General features: G+C 53.9%; 11 protein-coding genes, 2 tRNA genes and 2 rRNA genes (1 of these 15 cut by a window edge). 1 reads left to right on the forward strand and 14 read right to left on the reverse strand.

Annotated features, from left to right (window positions below; all coding sequences use genetic code 11):
• The 10 genes from P159_RS0104150 to P159_RS0104195 all read right to left on the reverse strand — a co-directional run.
• Positions 1–369 (reverse strand): 23S ribosomal RNA (locus P159_RS0104150) (it extends 2,544 nt beyond the left edge of the window).
• Between the two features lie 140 nt (positions 370–509).
• A tRNA-Ile gene (locus P159_RS0104155) sits at positions 510–586 on the reverse strand.
• A 4-nt stretch (positions 587–590) separates the two neighbouring features.
• Positions 591–666, reverse strand: a tRNA-Ala gene (locus P159_RS0104160).
• A gap of 87 nt (positions 667–753) precedes the next feature.
• Positions 754–2,316, reverse strand: a 16S ribosomal RNA gene (locus P159_RS18360).
• The 16S and 23S rRNA genes sit together here with 2 tRNA genes alongside, the layout of an rRNA operon.
• Positions 2,317–2,764: 448 nt before the next feature.
• Complete coding sequence (locus P159_RS0104170) at positions 2,765–4,042, reverse strand: hypothetical protein (protein WP_029541698.1); 1,278 nt, start codon at positions 4,040–4,042, stop codon at positions 2,765–2,767.
• A gap of 37 nt (positions 4,043–4,079) precedes the next feature.
• Entirely contained in the window at positions 4,080–4,835 is a 756-nt protein-coding gene (locus P159_RS0104175) for a polysaccharide deacetylase family protein (protein WP_051650131.1), read from the reverse strand.
• An 87-nt stretch (positions 4,836–4,922) separates the two neighbouring features.
• Positions 4,923–5,867 carry a DNA-binding protein WhiA gene (whiA, locus tag P159_RS0104180; RefSeq protein ID WP_029541702.1) on the reverse strand — a complete coding sequence of 315 codons (945 nt, stop codon included), beginning with the start codon at positions 5,865–5,867 and terminating at the stop codon, positions 4,923–4,925.
• A 1-nt stretch (position 5,868) separates the two neighbouring features.
• Entirely contained in the window at positions 5,869–7,161 is a 1,293-nt protein-coding gene (locus tag P159_RS0104185) for a YvcK family protein (RefSeq protein ID WP_029541703.1), read from the reverse strand.
• Positions 7,162–7,163: 2 nt separating this feature from the next.
• Positions 7,164–8,102: an RNase adapter RapZ gene (gene rapZ / locus P159_RS0104190; protein WP_051650132.1), complete on the reverse strand. Its 939-nt coding sequence runs from the start codon at positions 8,100–8,102 to the stop codon at positions 7,164–7,166.
• 23 nt (positions 8,103–8,125) lie between these two features.
• A complete protein-coding gene (locus P159_RS0104195) occupies positions 8,126–8,929 on the reverse strand; it encodes a Cof-type HAD-IIB family hydrolase (protein ID WP_029541708.1) in 804 nt (267 codons plus the stop codon).
• A 136-nt stretch (positions 8,930–9,065) separates the two neighbouring features.
• Between P159_RS0104195 and P159_RS0104200 the strand changes: the two genes are divergently transcribed.
• Positions 9,066–9,395 (forward strand): hypothetical protein, encoded by a 330-nt coding sequence (locus P159_RS0104200; protein ID WP_029541711.1) that lies wholly within the window; start codon positions 9,066–9,068, stop codon positions 9,393–9,395.
• A gap of 136 nt (positions 9,396–9,531) precedes the next feature.
• Here P159_RS0104200 and P159_RS0104205 read toward each other — a convergent pair whose 3' ends face one another.
• From P159_RS0104205 to P159_RS0104225, 4 genes are all read right to left on the reverse strand, one after another.
• On the reverse strand, positions 9,532–11,130 hold the full coding sequence (locus tag P159_RS0104205; RefSeq protein WP_029541713.1) for an amidase: 1,599 nt from the start codon (positions 11,128–11,130) through the stop codon (positions 9,532–9,534).
• 52 nt (positions 11,131–11,182) lie between these two features.
• On the reverse strand, positions 11,183–12,082 hold the full coding sequence (locus P159_RS0104210) for a DUF3089 domain-containing protein (RefSeq protein WP_185753598.1): 900 nt from the start codon (positions 12,080–12,082) through the stop codon (positions 11,183–11,185).
• A gap of 783 nt (positions 12,083–12,865) precedes the next feature.
• Positions 12,866–15,295 carry a DNA gyrase subunit A gene (gyrA, locus tag P159_RS0104220; protein WP_029541718.1) on the reverse strand — a complete coding sequence of 810 codons (2,430 nt, stop codon included), beginning with the start codon at positions 15,293–15,295 and terminating at the stop codon, positions 12,866–12,868.
• A 155-nt stretch (positions 15,296–15,450) separates the two neighbouring features.
• Entirely contained in the window at positions 15,451–16,374 is a 924-nt protein-coding gene (locus P159_RS0104225; RefSeq protein WP_029541719.1) for an exopolyphosphatase, read from the reverse strand.
• Positions 16,375–16,377: the final 3 nt, after the last annotated feature.

A 16,377-nucleotide genomic window follows, 5' to 3' on the forward strand; every position in this document is an offset into this window, starting at 1 on the left:
TCTCTTTCACTTACGGGGGTTTCACCTTCTGTGCCGCTCCTTCCCAGAAGCTTCAGCTAGAAATTCTTCCCTTGATGCCGGTCCTCAACCCCGGGTGACCGAAGTCTCCCGGTTTGGGCTCTTCCCTTTTCGCTCGCCGCTACTGGGGGAATCTCTTTTGATTACTTTTCCTCTGGCTACTTAGATGTTTCAGTTCACCAGGTGTGTCTTCCTTTCGGATAGTGCAACATAACTCGCACTGGGTTGCCCCATTCGGAAATCTGAGGGTCAAAGCTTACTTGCAGCTCGCCTCAGCTTATCGCAGCTTATCGCGTCCTTCATCGACTCGGAACGCCTAGGCATCCACCATATGCCCTTGGTAGCTTAACTTAAAAGTTAAAAGCAACTAAGTTCATCTGTTTCAGATGTCTATGCTTTTGAATCCTAAAATGTTCGTTCAAACCAATTGTTACCTTGGTTGAAATTGATACATTTCATTCTTCTGTGTAGTTTTCAAAGATCAATTTTAATGGTGGGCCTAAGTAGACTTGAACTACTGACCTCACGCTTATCAGGCGTGCGCTCTAACCAGCTGAGCTATAGGCCCATAATGGTGGAGACGAGGAGAATCGAACTCCTGACCCCCTGCTTGCAAGGCAGGTGCTCTCCCAGCTGAGCTACGCCCCCATTATGGTTATTAAGTTTGAAGGTTGTACCTTCAAAACTAGACAATGCAAAAGCCAAATGCCACGACCTAGGAATTGTAATCCTTAGAAAGGAGGTGATCCAGCCGCACCTTCCGATACGGCTACCTTGTTACGACTTCACCCCAGTCATCGCCCCCACCTTAGACGGCTGTTTCCTTGCGGTTAACCCACCGGCTTCGGGTGTGAATGACTTCCGTGGTGTGACGGGCGGTGTGTACAAGGCCCGGGAACGTATTCACCGCTGTATGCTGACCAGCGATTACTAGCGATTCCGACTTCATGCAGGCGGGTTGCAGCCTGCAATCCGAACTGGGAGATGGTTTATGGGGTTCGCTTGCCCTCGCGGGTTCGCTGCTCTCTGTCCATCCCATTGTAGTACGTGTGTAGCCCAGGACATAAGGGGCATGATGACTTGACGTCATCCCCGCCTTCCTCCGCGTTGTCCGCGGCAGTCTCATTTGAGTTCCCACCTTGACGTGCTGGCAACAAATGATAGGGGTTGCGCTCGTTGCGGGACTTAACCCAACATCTCACGACACGAGCTGACGACAGCCATGCACCACCTGTTTTCGTGTCTCCGAAGAGAGGGAGCTATCTCTAGCCCTTTCACTCAATGTCAAGCCCTGGTAAGGTTCTTCGCGTTGCGTCGAATTAAACCACATACTCCACCGCTTGTGCGGGCCCCCGTCAATTCCTTTGAGTTTCAGTCTTGCGACCGTACTCCCCAGGCGGAGTGCTTATTGCGTTAACTCCGGCACAGGAGGGGTCGATACCTCCTACACCTAGCACTCATCGTTTACGGCGTGGACTACCAGGGTATCTAATCCTGTTCGCTCCCCACGCTTTCGAGCCTCAGCGTCAGTTACAGTCCAGAAAGCCGCCTTCGCCACTGGTGTTCCTCCTAATATCTACGCATTTCACCGCTACACTAGGAATTCCGCTTTCCTCTCCTGCACTCAAGAAAACCAGTTTCCATCCCATCACGGGGTTGAGCCCCGAACTTTTAAGATGGACTTGATTTCCCGCCTGCGCTCCCTTTACGCCCAATGATTCCGGACAACGCTCGCCACCTACGTATTACCGCGGCTGCTGGCACGTAGTTAGCCGTGGCTTTCTTGAAAGGTACCGTCATTAGGTTCCGTTGTTGATAGAACCCACGTTCGTCCCCTTCGACAGAGCTTTACGATCCGAAGACCTTCTTCACTCACGCGGCGTTGCTCCGTCAGGCTTTCGCCCATTGCGGAAGATTCCCCACTGCTGCCTCCCGTAGGAGTCTGGGCCGTGTCTCAGTCCCAATGTGGCCGTTCATCCTCTCAGACCGGCTACTGATCGTCGCCTTGGTGGGCCGTTACCCCGCCAACTAGCTAATCAGACGCAGGCCCATCTCTAAGTGATAGCTTACAAGTAGAGGCCATCTTTAATGAGTCTTTCATGCGAAAAACTCACAACATTCGGTATTAGCAGTCCTTTCGGACTGTTGTCCCCATCTTAGAGGCAGGTTGCCTACGCGTTACTCACCCGTTTGCCACTAGACTTTTCAAAAGCAAGCTTTCAATCAGTCCCGTTCGACTTGCATGTGTTAAGCACGCCGCCAGCGTTCGTCCTGAGCCAGGATCAAACTCTCCAATAAATATTGAAGAACTTAATCAAGCTCTCATTTGTTAAAGAAATTGCCGATTGCTATGTTGTTCATACCAATCGATGTTTTATTTCAAACCAAAAGGTTTAACTAACATCTGGCTTGAATCATGTTGCATGATTCATTTTGCATTGTTTAGTTTTCAAGGAACAACTTGTTTTCTCAAGGCCGCCTCACCGAAGCGACTTGTTTATTATATCTTGTCTCTTTCAGGCTGTCAAGCACTTTTTTGAATTTCTTTTTCAAGTTTTTGTTATCCGCCAGTCAAGGCTTTCAAAACTTAAGAAGCTCATTTCTACGCTTGCGCTCTCTGTCAGCGACTTGTATTATGATACACGCAGTTGGAGGATATGTCAACACCTTTTTTGAAAAAAGTTTTGTTTTTTTGCAGAGATAGAAAAAGAGCCTTTCCTCACAAGAAAAAGCTCTGCTGATTCTGCTATTTCTCACCGGGTACCAGGATAAGGCAGGCGGGGAGATTGGACGCTCCAGGGGGAGAGAACTCGAAGTAGGTGGGCACGCTATTGTCGTATCTGCCCAGATCTGCCAGTTCCATATTGCTGCCAAAGATAGCCAGACCTTCCTCCCGGGCCTTGGAAACCTGCTCGGGCTCAGGCTGGGTCTGGTCACCAAAGTATGTGCGCCCCTTAGGCGTCTCTATAAGCTTCGTACGGGGGCTGTGGTCGCGGCGCACAGTCACGGCACCGGCATAAGTGCCCCCTAAGGGCGACAGGTAATACTGCACCCTGGAGGACTCCCCTTTCACAGGTATAGCTATCTTATAGAGCACGCCATAATTGCCGTAATTCACCGTCTTGGCACCGTCAGTGGCATCCACGCCCACTTTGTACGTATCCAGCTTGTTGTCGGCCAGCATGACATACACATTGCCATCCCTCTCCGGGTCATACTCCCTGGCAGAGGTAATCTCCCTGTCCATGCCCTGGAAGGTGCCACGCAGGGCCACAGAGTCCCTGGGCAGGACTTTGGCGCGGTCTATGAAGGTAAGGGGATTCACATTGGCAGGATACATGATGACAGAGGTCTTCACGGGATGATCGGCCGTGAAGTCATACACCCCGTACACCAGTTGTCCGGGCTGCAGGACAATCTCATCCATGCTGGACTGCAAAAGACGCTTCTTATCCTTCATCACCAGGATCAGGTCATCCCTGGCTTCCCCAAAATACTGGGTCTGGGTAGTCTTGCCCACCCAGAGGTAGTCCTGGCTGGGCCATGCAGTGCCCCCGCGGGTCACCCGCACAGTATTGGCCTTCTCCTTGTGGTTGGCATTCTCCAGCACCACAGCCACCTTCTGAGGCACCTGGGTATTGTTCAGATGATAGTAAAGCACCCGGACTCTCCCCTGTACTGTATCCTGGTAAAGGATGCCCGGCCTGTCCACATACTCCGGGCTGTCGGAAAACAGCAGGGTGCCCCCGCTGTCTTTGGAAGTTACCTCCCACCGGTGCATGGTATTGGAGCGTTTCACCGCCCTGGGAGCTTCCTCTCGTGACTTCTCTGCCCCCGCAGGAGTCCCTGCCCGCATCTTTTCCATGATTACCTCCTGGCGCCAGTCTTTGGCAGGAAGAGTGCGCTCGGTACGCACTACCGTAGTATTCTTCTCCGCCTTGTGATGGCGCGCCTCTGCCCCCATAGGCAGGCCTGCCAGCGCACAGCAAAGCAGCCCTGCCAGAATCTTACCCTTCAAGGTCATTTCTGAATCTTGCCCTTTCTTTCTAACTCTCAGTCTCTTACTCTATATGCTTGTTCCATCCCAGCCGGGCTAAAATCTCCCCCTTGAGCAGCCTTGCCTTGAACTCCCACAACCCCAGCCTGGGATGAGGAATATTGATCCTGTGCAGCAAATAGGGATTGGTCTTCATATCGTTGAGGCCTGCATCTCCAGTGACAGCTGTCAGATACTCATTCTCCTTCAAGAGGCCCGGCAGCTCATCATCGTAAGCCCCATTGGGATAGGAAAAGGCATAGATGGTCTTGAGGCCGTTCCACTCCATCAAAAGCTTGGACAGGCGCAGTTCGTCCTGCCTCATCTGGGCAGAAAGCTCCGTCATAGGCTGATGGTTGGCTGTATGGCTGCCCAGCTCTATGCAGCGGTTCTGCATGTCACGCAGCTGGTCCCAGGTGAGATACCCCGGGCGGCCTATATCATTGGTGACCATATAGACAGTCCCCTTCATGCCCCGCTCCTCCAGCATAGGCAGCAAGGTGGTGTAGTTATCCTCATAGCCATCATCAAAGGTCAGCACAATGGGCTTCTTGGGCAGGACAACCTTCCCCTTCCTGGCCCTCATGTACTCCTGCAGGGTGATGGTCTCATAGCCTTCTGCCTTCAGATAATCCAGCTGCGCTTTGAAATCCTCCACCGGCACAGCATACTCGTATTCATCAGCTGCAGCCTTGTCCTTTATCATGTGATATTCCAGGATGGGAAATCCCTCCGGGGCCGGCTGCAGATAAAGCCAGCCTGCCAAAAGTCCCGCCCCCAGGCAAAGGACAAGGAACGCCCTCTTAAAAGCCTTGAGAACTCTTGCGCCCAGGCTGGGCTTTTTCTCATATCTTGCTATCTTCAAACCTCAATCATCCTCGTTATTTTCTATGGCACTGGCCAATTCCCTTAGTTTTCTCATGCGATGGCTGGCTCCTGACTTGGTGATGCCCATGATTTCTGCCAGTTCGGCAAGGCTCGCCTCAGGATTGGCAAGCCTTGCCTCTGCCGCCTCTTTGAGCTTCTTCGGCAGCTTCTCCCACATACCTCCCTGCTTCAGCCCTTCAATTTCTGCCAGCTGACGGCCGGCAGCATCCACTGCCTTTTGCAGATTCGCCGTCTCGCAGTTCACCAGACGGTTCACCTGCTCCCGGACTTCCTTGACATTGCGGGCCACCTCGAAGGCCTCCACCGCGTCCTCTGCCTCCAGCAGGCCCAGGAAGTCTATCACCGCATCGCCTTCCTTGAGGTAGATGATGTAGCTGTCCTTCCTGTCTGTAAGACCCACGGGAAAATCCATCTTTTTCAATAGCTGGAAAAGCAGCTGTGCCAGAGCAAAGCTGCCTGTCACCAGTTCCAGATGATAGGCTGACTCGGGCCGGTTGACACTGCCGCCTCCCAAAAAAGCTCCTCTGAGGTAAGCTATGCGGCAGCAGTTCTTCTTCAGGATGGCGATATCCGTGTCCATGTTCAGGCTCTCCTCGTGGAGAAAGCCCAGATGTTCCAGCAGTCCCGCCACCTCCGGCGCAGGAGGCACCAGCACTGTGTAGCTGTTGTTCTTCTTGAGCCTTTTGGAGCGGCTGACGGTGATTTCCGTCTTGATGCCGCCCCCCTCGGCCTTCAGAAGCTGCAGCACTTTGCGGGCCACCGCCGCATTCTCCGTGGTGAAATTCAGCCCGAAGGTGCGGCGCAGACCAAAGGTCAGATTGGAGCCCATGCGCAGGAGGGCCGCCAGCTCTGCCGTGCGGCAGCAGGAAGTATCGTAGTTGAGACGGGCCAGCTCATTTTTTACTTCAGTTGCAAATGATGGCATCTTACCTTCCCGTCATTTCGTATATCAGTTTCATCACCGCGTGGCTGAGTTTTTCGGGATTGTGCCTTATCACATCAGCCTCATTGATGATGTCTGCTCTGTCATAGCCTATTCCCAGGGCGTTGATAGCTTCCCCGTCTACTTCCACGGGGAAAGCACCCTGCTGGGCGTACTCACCCAGCATCTCTTCGGAAATCTCCGTGTCGTTGACTATCATGTAGTCAATGATGCCCGGGCCTGCATGGTCAATGATGGCCTTGGCGTGCATGGAGGCTGTGTAGCCATCAGTCTCACCGGGCTGGGTCATGACATTGCAGATGTAAATCTTGATGGCCTTGCTTTTCCTGATGGTCTCCGCCACCTCATCCACCAGCAGGTTGGGCATGATGCTGGTGTAGAGGGAACCGGGGCCCAGGATGATGGCATCGGCTTTCTTCAGTGCCTCCAGGGAGGATTCCACCGGGGCCACGTGTTCCGGGAAGAGCCGCACCCGCTTGATGCGCTTGTGCGCCTCGGGGATATTGGACTCCCCTTCCACTACTGTGCCATCTTCCATGACGGCATCCAGCCTTACATGGGCAGTGGAAGCAGGCAGGACATTGCCCTTCACCGCCAGGACCTTGGAGGATTCCTTGAGGGCCTGCTCGATATCTCCCGTCACTTCATTCATGGCAGCGATAAAAAGGTTGCCGAAGGAATGGCCTGCCAGCTCGCTCTTGCCCTTGAAGCGATACTGGAAGAGTTTTTCCATCAACGGCTCCGTATCCGCCAGAGCCACCAGGCAGTTGCGCAAATCCCCCGGGGGCACAATGCCCAGATCTTCTCTGAGGCGTCCGGAGGAGCCGCCATCATCAGCCACCGTCACCACGGCGGTGACATTGCTGGTAAGCCCCTTCATGCCCCGCAGGAGCACAGACAGGCCATGACCGCCCCCCACCACCGCCACATTGGGCCCTTTGCCCAGACGGCGTTTCTCATAGATGATATCCACCAGACGCTCACTGCTGTCCGGCAGCAGCACCATGATGACCGAGCGGATGAGGTGCCGGGTGGCAAAGAGCATCAGCACAAAGCCTATGGTCACCACCGCCAGGCCAATCAAAGTGGTAAAAGCATAATTATAGCTGCCCCGCCAGAAGTACACAGCCCGGAAGATGGCTTCTTCCACGGCATCCAGATACTTGTAGTTGAACACCAGGGCCAGTCCCAGGCTGACAAGCATGACCCCGCCGGCGAACAAGGCCAGCCAGCGCTTGAAGCGCATGCCGGGGTACAGCCATTTCAGTAAATGCATGGTCAGCACTCCTCACGCACGTGCTCACGCACATCGTTTTTCATCAGGTCCCTGTGCTCCAGACGGGCAGGCAATCCCTTCTCCGTCAGCAAATCATAGATATGTTTGGCGATGAAGACGCTCCTGTGCATGCCGCCGGTGCAGCCGATAGCTATGACCAGCTGGCCCTTGCCCTCTTTCTGGTACTGGGGCACCAGGAATTCCACCATATCGTCAAGCTTGGCCATGAACTCCTGTGTCACAGGGAAGCCCGCAATATAATCAGCCACCTCAGGCACAGCGCCACTCTTGTGGCGCATGGAGTCAAGGTAGAAGGGATTGGGCAGGAAGCGCACATCCAGTACCATATCCGCATCCAGGGGCATGCCGAATTTGAAGCCGAAGGAAAGCACGTTGATATTCATTTCCCCGCTTTCCCCGGCCCCGAAAAGGCGGTGCACCTTATCGCGCAGCTCCACCTTCTTCAGCTCGCTGGTATCTATGACAAAGGTGGCCTTGGCCCTGATGGGCGCCAGCCTTTCCCTTTCCTTGGCAATGCCCTCGCTGATGCGGGAGGAAGGGGCCATGGGGTGACGGCGGCGGGTCTCCTTGTACCTGCGGATGATGCAGGCATCCGACGCATCCATGAAAAGCACCTCGTAGGGCAGGTCGTCCTTGTCCATATCGTCCAGGATATGGACAAACTGGTCAAAGAACTCCCGGCTGCGGGTATCCACCACCAGCACCACCTTGCCCACATGTCCCCCGGACTGCTTGGCCAGCTCCACGAATTTAGGGATGAAGACAGGAGGAAGGTTGTCGATGACAAAGTAGCCCAGATCCTCCAGATAGCGGCAGGCCTGGGTCTTGCCGCCGCCGCTCATGCCCGTGACAATCACGAAGCGGAAATCTGCCGCTTTCGTGTCCTTGCCCGGCTCTGTTTCCAGTTTTTCCTCCAGCATCTTTTCCTCGTCAGCCATGAGTCTCACCGCCCCTTCAAAACGTATTCATCAACAGCCTGCGCCCAGCCGTTTTCCTCACAGGTGCCGGTTTCCACATCGCAGAGTTCCTTCACCGCCGGCACCGCATTGCCCATAGCCACGGAAAGGCCTGCTTCCTTCAAGATGGAAAGGTCATTCTCCGCATCCCCCAGGGCCATGGTCTCAGGGATAGTCACCCCCAGAAGCTCTGCCAGTTTCTTCAGCCCCTCACCCTTGGACACGCCCTTGTTGACGATTTCAGCATAATTGGCATTGGAACGCACGATGGCCAGCCTGTCACCGAAACGCTCCCTGAGGATGGCAATGCGCGCCTCCGTTTCGTCTCCGCTGTCAGTAACGCAGAGGAGCTTCGTCACTTCCTCAGTGCGCTCCTTCAGCCCCTGCCAGCCCACGGCCTCACCCTGCACCAGCTGGGCCGCCTCATAGCGGTCGGAGTAAACGCACTTCTCAGGATAGTAAAGCTTGTCCTCAGAGTAAGTCTGGATATACCAGCCCTGCGCTTCCACAAATTCCAGCACCTCCCGGATAAGCTCCGGGGCCAGGTAGCTGGAGTACAGGGTCTTGCCGGATACAGTGCGGATAAGAGCACCATTATAGGTGATGATGGGAGCATCTACCCCAAGGTTCTTAGCCACCGGCAGAGCCGCACGATACATGCGCCCCGTTGCGATAGTAACCGTCACGCCAGCTTCCACGGCTTTTTTTGCCGCCTCGATATTTTCAGGGGATATCTCTGTGCCCGTAGGCAGCAGAGTCCCGTCCAGATCAGTCACTACTAACTTAATCATACTACGCCTCCTTCACAATAGAGGAAACAATCTATACTATTTTCTCACATTGAGAGGAAAATGCAAGCCTTGCCAACAAAGTATGATATGATATATATTATGTAATTGACAGACTAACCACAGGAAGGGGTAAACTATGTCCAAACAATACAAGAAACTTCAGCAGAAGCTCCATCCCAAAGAAAAGAAGACCGCTCCCAAGGAGAAGCCCGTAGGCAAGGATTACCTGCTGCTGGCTGTCATCGCCTTCATCATCGTCATGACCGCCTTCGGCTGGGACTACATGAACAATATCAGCCGCGCCATGTACATCCTGCTGGGCATCAGCATGAGCTGCAACTACGTCCAGCGCCATGCCAAAATCAGCGAAGAGAAAATGGTCTACGTGGCCCGCGTCGGCCTCGTCACCATCGGCATTGCCGTAGCGCTCTTCCTCGTCTCCCTATACTACCAGTTCGCGGCATAAGAAAAGCTCCCGGCAACGGGAGCTTTTCTTATGCCTGTTATTTTGTGACAATTTTACCTAGTAAGCCATTTGGCAGGACTCGGCATAACATACTGTGGCAAAGGCCATAATCAACAAACCTGACAAGAGAGCAATACTATTTTTCATTCCTGAAGTCCGGGAAACGTCCATCCTTATAGAGAGGAGCAATAGTTTTTGACAGGGCGTATGCCACACGGAAGGCATTCAGATCATCATAGGTGTTTCCAACAATCTGCACGCCCACGGGAACGTTTTTGTCGGACAGTTCCACTGGCATATCCACAACCGGGTATCTGCTGGCAAGATTCCAAATCGGTGTCAGCATAAGGTTGGTGCTGGAATAGGTTTTCCCGTTCACCTGGGCAACTTTATCAGGTGTCGCTTCAAGGTCAGCGGGAAAATGAGGCGTTGCCAGGGTGGGCATGACCAGAGCGATGCAGCCCTTCTCGAAGACCTTCTGCTGAACGTCCTGGTGCAGCTTCACAAGCATCATTTCTGCGTTAACCTGATCCTGGGGAGTCAGCTTGCCTGCATACGCCTCCAGATTCTTCACGTAGGAGCTGAACTTGTCGCGATGCTGATCCAAACCGTCAAAGATGGCGTACATGCTTGTGGACATGAGCCCCTTGAAGTAGGTGGGCATGAAACCTTCGGCATTGATGTCGAGTTCTACCAGTTCAACCTGGGCGCCGGCCTTCTTCAGCGCCGTGACCGTAGCATCCATGGCATGGTTGGATTCCTGGCTCAGGCCGCCGGGGAGCCAGTTCTTGCAGTAAGCGACGGCAACCTTCTGCCCCTGAATCGGAGCGTATTTCTGGGGATAGTCCAGCTTGGGGCGAATCGAGGAATGAATCTTCGGGCTGGGACCGGCAATGACATCCTGCATGAGCGTCATGTCGGCAAAAGTGCGAGCCATGGGTCCTAAGGTTTCATAAACGTTTTCCGACGTAGAGACGCGGCCAAAGGGCGGCTTGAAGCCGTACACCCCGTTCATGGAAGAGGGAATGCGGATGGAGCCGCCCATGTCGGAGCCGGTGGCCAGGGTGCAGAAGCCAGCAGCCAGTGCTGCGCCCGAACCACCAGAAGATCCGCCGGTACCGTAGTAGAGATTCCACGGATTGCGGCTGACGCCGTAGAGGCGCGACCAGGTCATGGGGCTGAGGTACTGCTCGGGTACCGTCGTCTGGAAGACAAATATCGCACCCTCTTTGCGGAGTTTCTGAATCATGGCTCCGTCAGCGTCGCTGGGCTCGCGATCCTTCAGGATAATGGATGCGGCATCAACGCGCCATCCCTTGACTTCATTCTCGTCCTTGATGCCGACGGTAATCCCTTCAAGCCTGCGTGCAGAGCCGTTCCGGTAGCGTTCGTCGGCCTCCTTTGCCAGTTTTCTGGCCTCGTCAAAGTTGTCGAAGGTGATGGCATTGACCTTGCCGGCATTGAACGTGTCAAGCTCATTTACCAAATCCCGGCGTGATACGTTGTATTCGCCATTGTACTTCTTTACACGGCTGATCTGTGCTTCCAGGACTTCGCTAGGCGTTGTTTCACCTTTTTGGAACAGTTCTATGAGCTGTACCGCAGGCATGTATGCCAGCTCTTCCTGGGAAAACTTCGATGCGGCAGAAACTGCATTTGCACCTGATGCAATGAGTGTAATCAGCACGCCTGCCAGAAACGCCAAAAGTGCTTTCCTGAAAAAATATCTGTTCATTCACCATACCTCCTTATTTTTCACCACAGCAGTATGTATCGCCTTGCCGTCATCAGTGGCCTGCCTTATAGGCGGCAATGCGTTTGGCCACGTTGTCCTTGATGTTGTTATAATAGAAAGTGTAGTCATTGTCATGGAAGCTGGCCGGTCCGAAGAACGCGGTCAGAGGGGCGGGGACGGGGGCGGCTTTGGCGTTGGTCACAATCACGCCACGGGCGAGATTGATCTGTGCGTCAGCTCCAATGTCGCCGATCTTTCCCATGCCGGTTTTCTCATTCTCTATAAGAGAACCCAGGTTCTCACTTGCTGGAGCGTATGTTTCGTCGAGCTTCCAGTTCAGCGGGTTGATGCTGATTGCGCCCGGCAACACCACGACGTTTTTGGCGTTTTCCTCCACATTCTGCTTGCCTTCGGTATTCCAACTGACAATAACGCCTGTATCACTCTCGCCAGTGGCAAACTTCAGATGAGGGTTAGCCGCAAGGTAATCTTTCGTAACGGCGTAGCCGATGGCGTAGGCTGCCACCATACGCTTATAGTAATCGGGATGCTCCTTGAAGTATTTCTTCAGTACCAGCAAAGTCATGGTCGATCCTTGGCTGTGTCCGGCGATGATGAAGGGACGTCCCTCGTTGTAGTTCTCAAAGTAATAGTCGAGAGCGGCGGTAATATCCTCATAGGGCATGCCTAAAAGTGCTGCCTCGCCGTTTCCGCTCTTAGCAGCGACTTCCCCGGCATACCGCATGCCGGCTTGGCGATAGTACGGGGCAAACACGTTGGTGGAGTCCTCATATACGGTGGCATGAGCCACGTATTCACTCTGTGCCCGTTCCACCATCTCCGGAGTATCAAGGGACGCATAATCGGGAGCGCCCTCCTTGAAGCTGGTTTCGACATACGATGTCGAGTAAATGTAGAACGTGTCAATATCCTTGGTAATGATATTGGGCAACCTGCACCAGCTGGCCTTTTGGGAATAATCGGGAGCAGCTGAAGCAGCTGCGGATGCTTTAGTGCATACCGCCAGACTAAAGACCATAACACTAAAAATCATTGTTAATGTTAAAAATTTCTTCATCTCTTTCCCTCCTTCCTCAGTTTCAAAATATCCTTTAGCATATCGTTTTCTATGCCGCAGTCTTTCGACTTTTTGCGTCCCCCCCAGCCTGTCGTAATCGCCTCCCCATAGACAATAACAAAACCGCCGAACCTGACAGAGGGCATAGCAGTCCCTGTCAAGCCCGACGGTTATCCATCGCGAATGTTATATGCGGTTTTATTGCAGGAAAAAAGAGCGCAGTTAACCTGTGCTGTGCTGTGCTGTGCTGTGCTGTGCTGTGCTGTGCTGTGCTGTGCTGTGCTGTGCTGTGCTGTGCAAAGAATAGCTCTATACGGCATGGTTGTCAAGCCTCTTTCTCATTTCAAATACGAAAAACATCAAAGAAGCACCAAACATAAGTCAATGTGCGGTCGCAACAGCTACCAACACTATATTGGTTTATTAAATTCTACACTTCTTCGGCAATTCCTGCTATTCTAAAATTTCTCTATACTTGCTTGCGGTGCCAACCACTATCCCATCCCGGAACACCACCATCAGTCCCTTGCAATCTCCTGATTATCGTTAAACGAGTATAGACCATGAAGCCGCATAGAGCAAGCTTCACTGCATAGCAAAAGGGGTCTGTTGCATGAGTGCTTCATCACTTATGCAACAGACCCTTAACTTTACCATTTATTCGTTTTTCTGCTCCACCGTAGCCAGAGAAACCACCTGGTCCTCTTCGCCCGTGGACATGAGCTTCACGCCCTGGGAACTTCTGCCGTACACGGAGATATCAGAAACGTTCATGCGGATGACAATGCCGCCTGCCGTAATGAGCATGAGCTCCTGCTGGTCATGGACCACCTTGATGCCCACCACCGGGCCGGTCTTGTCCGTGACCTTGAGGTTGATGAGGCCCTTGCCGCCGCGGGTCTGGGTACGGTACTCGTCCACGCTGGTGCGCTTGCCGAAGCCTTCCTGGGTGACGGTGAGGACTTCTGCATTGCGGCGCAGAAGATCCATGCCTACCACCTCATCACCCTCACGCAGGCTGATGCCCTTCACGCCCCGGGCTGCGCGGCCCATAGCACGCACATCATCCTCGGAGAAGGAGATAGCCAGGCCCTGCTTGGTGCCCAGCATTAGGTTGCTTTCCCCATCCGTAGCTTTCACGCCGATGAGCACATCATCGTCATCCAGCTTCAGGGCAATGAGGCCCACCTTGCGAATATTGGCAAACTCGGACACAGCAGTCTTCTTCACGATGCCCTTGCGGGTAGCCATGAAGAGGAACTGGTCATCGCCTACACCCTTCACCTGGATGATGGCCTGGATTTTCTCCTCACTCTCCAACTGCAGCAGGTTGATGAGAGCCGTGCCCTTGGCCTGACGGCTGGACTCGGGAATCTCATAAGCCTTCAGCTGGAACACCCGGCCACGGCTGGTGAAGAAGAGGATGGTGTGGTGGGTGGTGGTGATGAGGATATCCTCCACAAAATCCGCTTCCTTGGTGGCCATGCCCTTGATGCCCACACCGCCGCGCTTCTGGTTCTTGTAAGTGGCCAGGGGCATGCGCTTAATGTAGTCATTGTGGGAAAGGGTGATGACCACATCTTCCTCGGCAATCAGGTCTTCCACATCAATCTCGGAGGTGTCCACTGTGAGCTTGGTGCGGCGCTCGTCGCCGTACTTCTCTTTCACTGCGCGAAGCTCGTCCTTGATGATGGCGAGGACCTTCTTTTCGTCAGCCAGGATAGCCTTGAACTCCTCAATGGCCTTCAAGGTGTCCTTGTACTCCTCCTCAATCTTCTCCCGCTCCAGACCGGTGAGGCGCTGGAGACGCAGGTCAAGAATGGCCTGAGCCTGCTTGTCGGAAAGCTTGAAGCCGGACATGAGAGCTTCCTTGGCAATCTCTGCCGTGCGGCTCTCGCGAATGGTGGTAATGACTGCATCGAGATTGTCCAGAGCGATGGTCAAGCCTTCCAAAATGTGAGCGCGAGCCTCGGCTTTGGCCAATTCGTAGCGAGTACGTCTGGTGATAACATCTTCCTGATGCTTGATATAGTAGTGGAGCACTTCCTTCAGGTTCAGCACCTGAGGCTTGCCGTCCACCAAAGCCAGCATGATTACGCCGAAGCTGTCCTGGAGCTGGGTGTGCTTGTAAAGCTGATTCAGCACCACATTGGCATTGGCATCCTTGCGCAGGTCGATGACAATGCGCATGCCGCTGCGGTCAGACTCATCGTTGAGGGCCGTGATGCCTTCCACGCTCTTGTCACGCACCAGCTCGGCAATCTTTTCGATGAGGCGTGCCTTGTTCACCTGATAGGGCAGCTCCGTCACAATGATGCGGGGCTTGCCGTTGGACTGGGTCTCGATATGAGCCTTGGCCCGCATCTTGATGATGCCACGACCGGTCATGTAAGCAGAGCGGATGCCCTCATGGCCCAGCACCAGGCCCCCCGTGGGGAAGTCCGGTCCCTTGATGACGCTCATGAGTTCTTCAATCTCGGCGTCAGGGTTGTCAATGAGCATCAGGGTGCCGTCAATGACCTCCCCCAAGTTGTGGGGCGGGATATTGGTGGCCATTCCCACGGCGATGCCGGAGGTGCCGTTCACCAGGAGCTGCGGGAACTTGGCCGGCAGCACGGAAGGCTCCTTCAGGGATTCATCATAGTTGGGCACGAACTCCACGGTATCCTTATCGATATCCTGAAGCATGACCTCGGCAATCTTGGCCATGCGCACCTCAGTGTAACGCATAGCAGCAGCGGGGTCACCGTCCACGGAACCAAAGTTGCCGTGGCCGTCAGCCAGCATGTAGCGCATGGAGAAATCCTGCGCCATGCGCACGATGGCATCATAAACGGAAGAGTCGCCATGGGGGTGATATTTACCCAGGACTTCACCGACGATACGAGCCGATTTCTTGTAGGGCTTGGTTGACCCCATGCCTGCCTCCTGCATGGCGTACAGGATACGGCGGTGCACAGGCTTCAGGCCGTCCCTGACATCAGGCAGGGCACGGGCCACGATAACGCTCATGGCGTAGTCGATATAGGCCGTCTTCATCTGGTGCCCCAGATCTACCGGCACAATCTTGCCTTGACCAAAATCCACTTTCTCACCTCAAAATCAAATATATGAAGAATCAACTAACATAGTCATGCTAAAAAAACTTAGCATTTAATTATACCATCAATTGAAGCATTTTGCCATGGGGGCAGATAAATCGTGAAAAATGCCTGCCGCCCAATTGGGTGACAGGCATTTTCTTATTCAAATCTTTTATTCTTATGCACTATCTCGCTATAGATGAACCCTTCCCTAACCCCGGAGTCGCTGTAGGTGATTTCCCTGCACTGGAACCTGCGGGCAAGAACGTCTGCTATAATCAGCCCTGGAATGACGGTCTTCAGCCTTTCCGGCACAGCCTTCATGAGCATGATGGCCATTTCCTGGGTGATGCCGTGGTCCCGCAGGAAGGTGCCTATCAGCGTGGAAAGCCTCCGGGCTTCCATGCGCTTGTTCACCCTGGGCTGGTTGAAGAGCTCGTTGTAGAGGGCGCAACCGCCCTTGAAGGAACCGCCGATGCCGATGAGGGCCGCTTCCCTGACATCTGCAAAGGCCGTCACCGCCCCGATGGTAGCTTCAGCCTCCCTATACATTTCCAGGCACTCGGTGATATTGGGCAGGATGCCCTGCACATACTTGGAGTGAAACAGCAGGGAGCCAATGGGCAGACTGACTTTCTTGCGGATTTCCTTGGCCTTGTAGGACACAATCTCCGTGCTGCCGCCGCCGATGTCAATCAGCAGACCGTCTTCGGCAGGAATGCCATGGAGAGCTCCCACGAAATCATAGGTAGCCTCCTCATCACCGCTGATGACCCGGATAGGCAGACCCACGGCCCGCTCGATAGTCCCCACCGCAGCTTCGCTGTTCTTGGCATTCCTGAGGGCCGCCGTGGTGAAGGCGTAGACCTGGGTGATATTGAAGCTGTACAGAAAAGCCTTGAATTCCTGCAGCACCTCAATAGCACGCCCTATGCCTTCCGGCGCCATGACCCCGTCATGGACATAGGCCGCCAGACCCACCGTGTGCTTCTGCTTCATGAGGAACTCGATGCGGTCCCCTTCTATTAAGTAGATGGCCATGCGGATGGTATTGGAACCTATGTCGATGATACCGTAAAGCATGAC

It is taken from the genome of Selenomonas sp. AB3002 (genome assembly GCF_000702545.1).
Lineage (GTDB): Bacteria > Bacillota > Negativicutes > Selenomonadales > Selenomonadaceae > Selenomonas_B > Selenomonas_B ruminantium_A.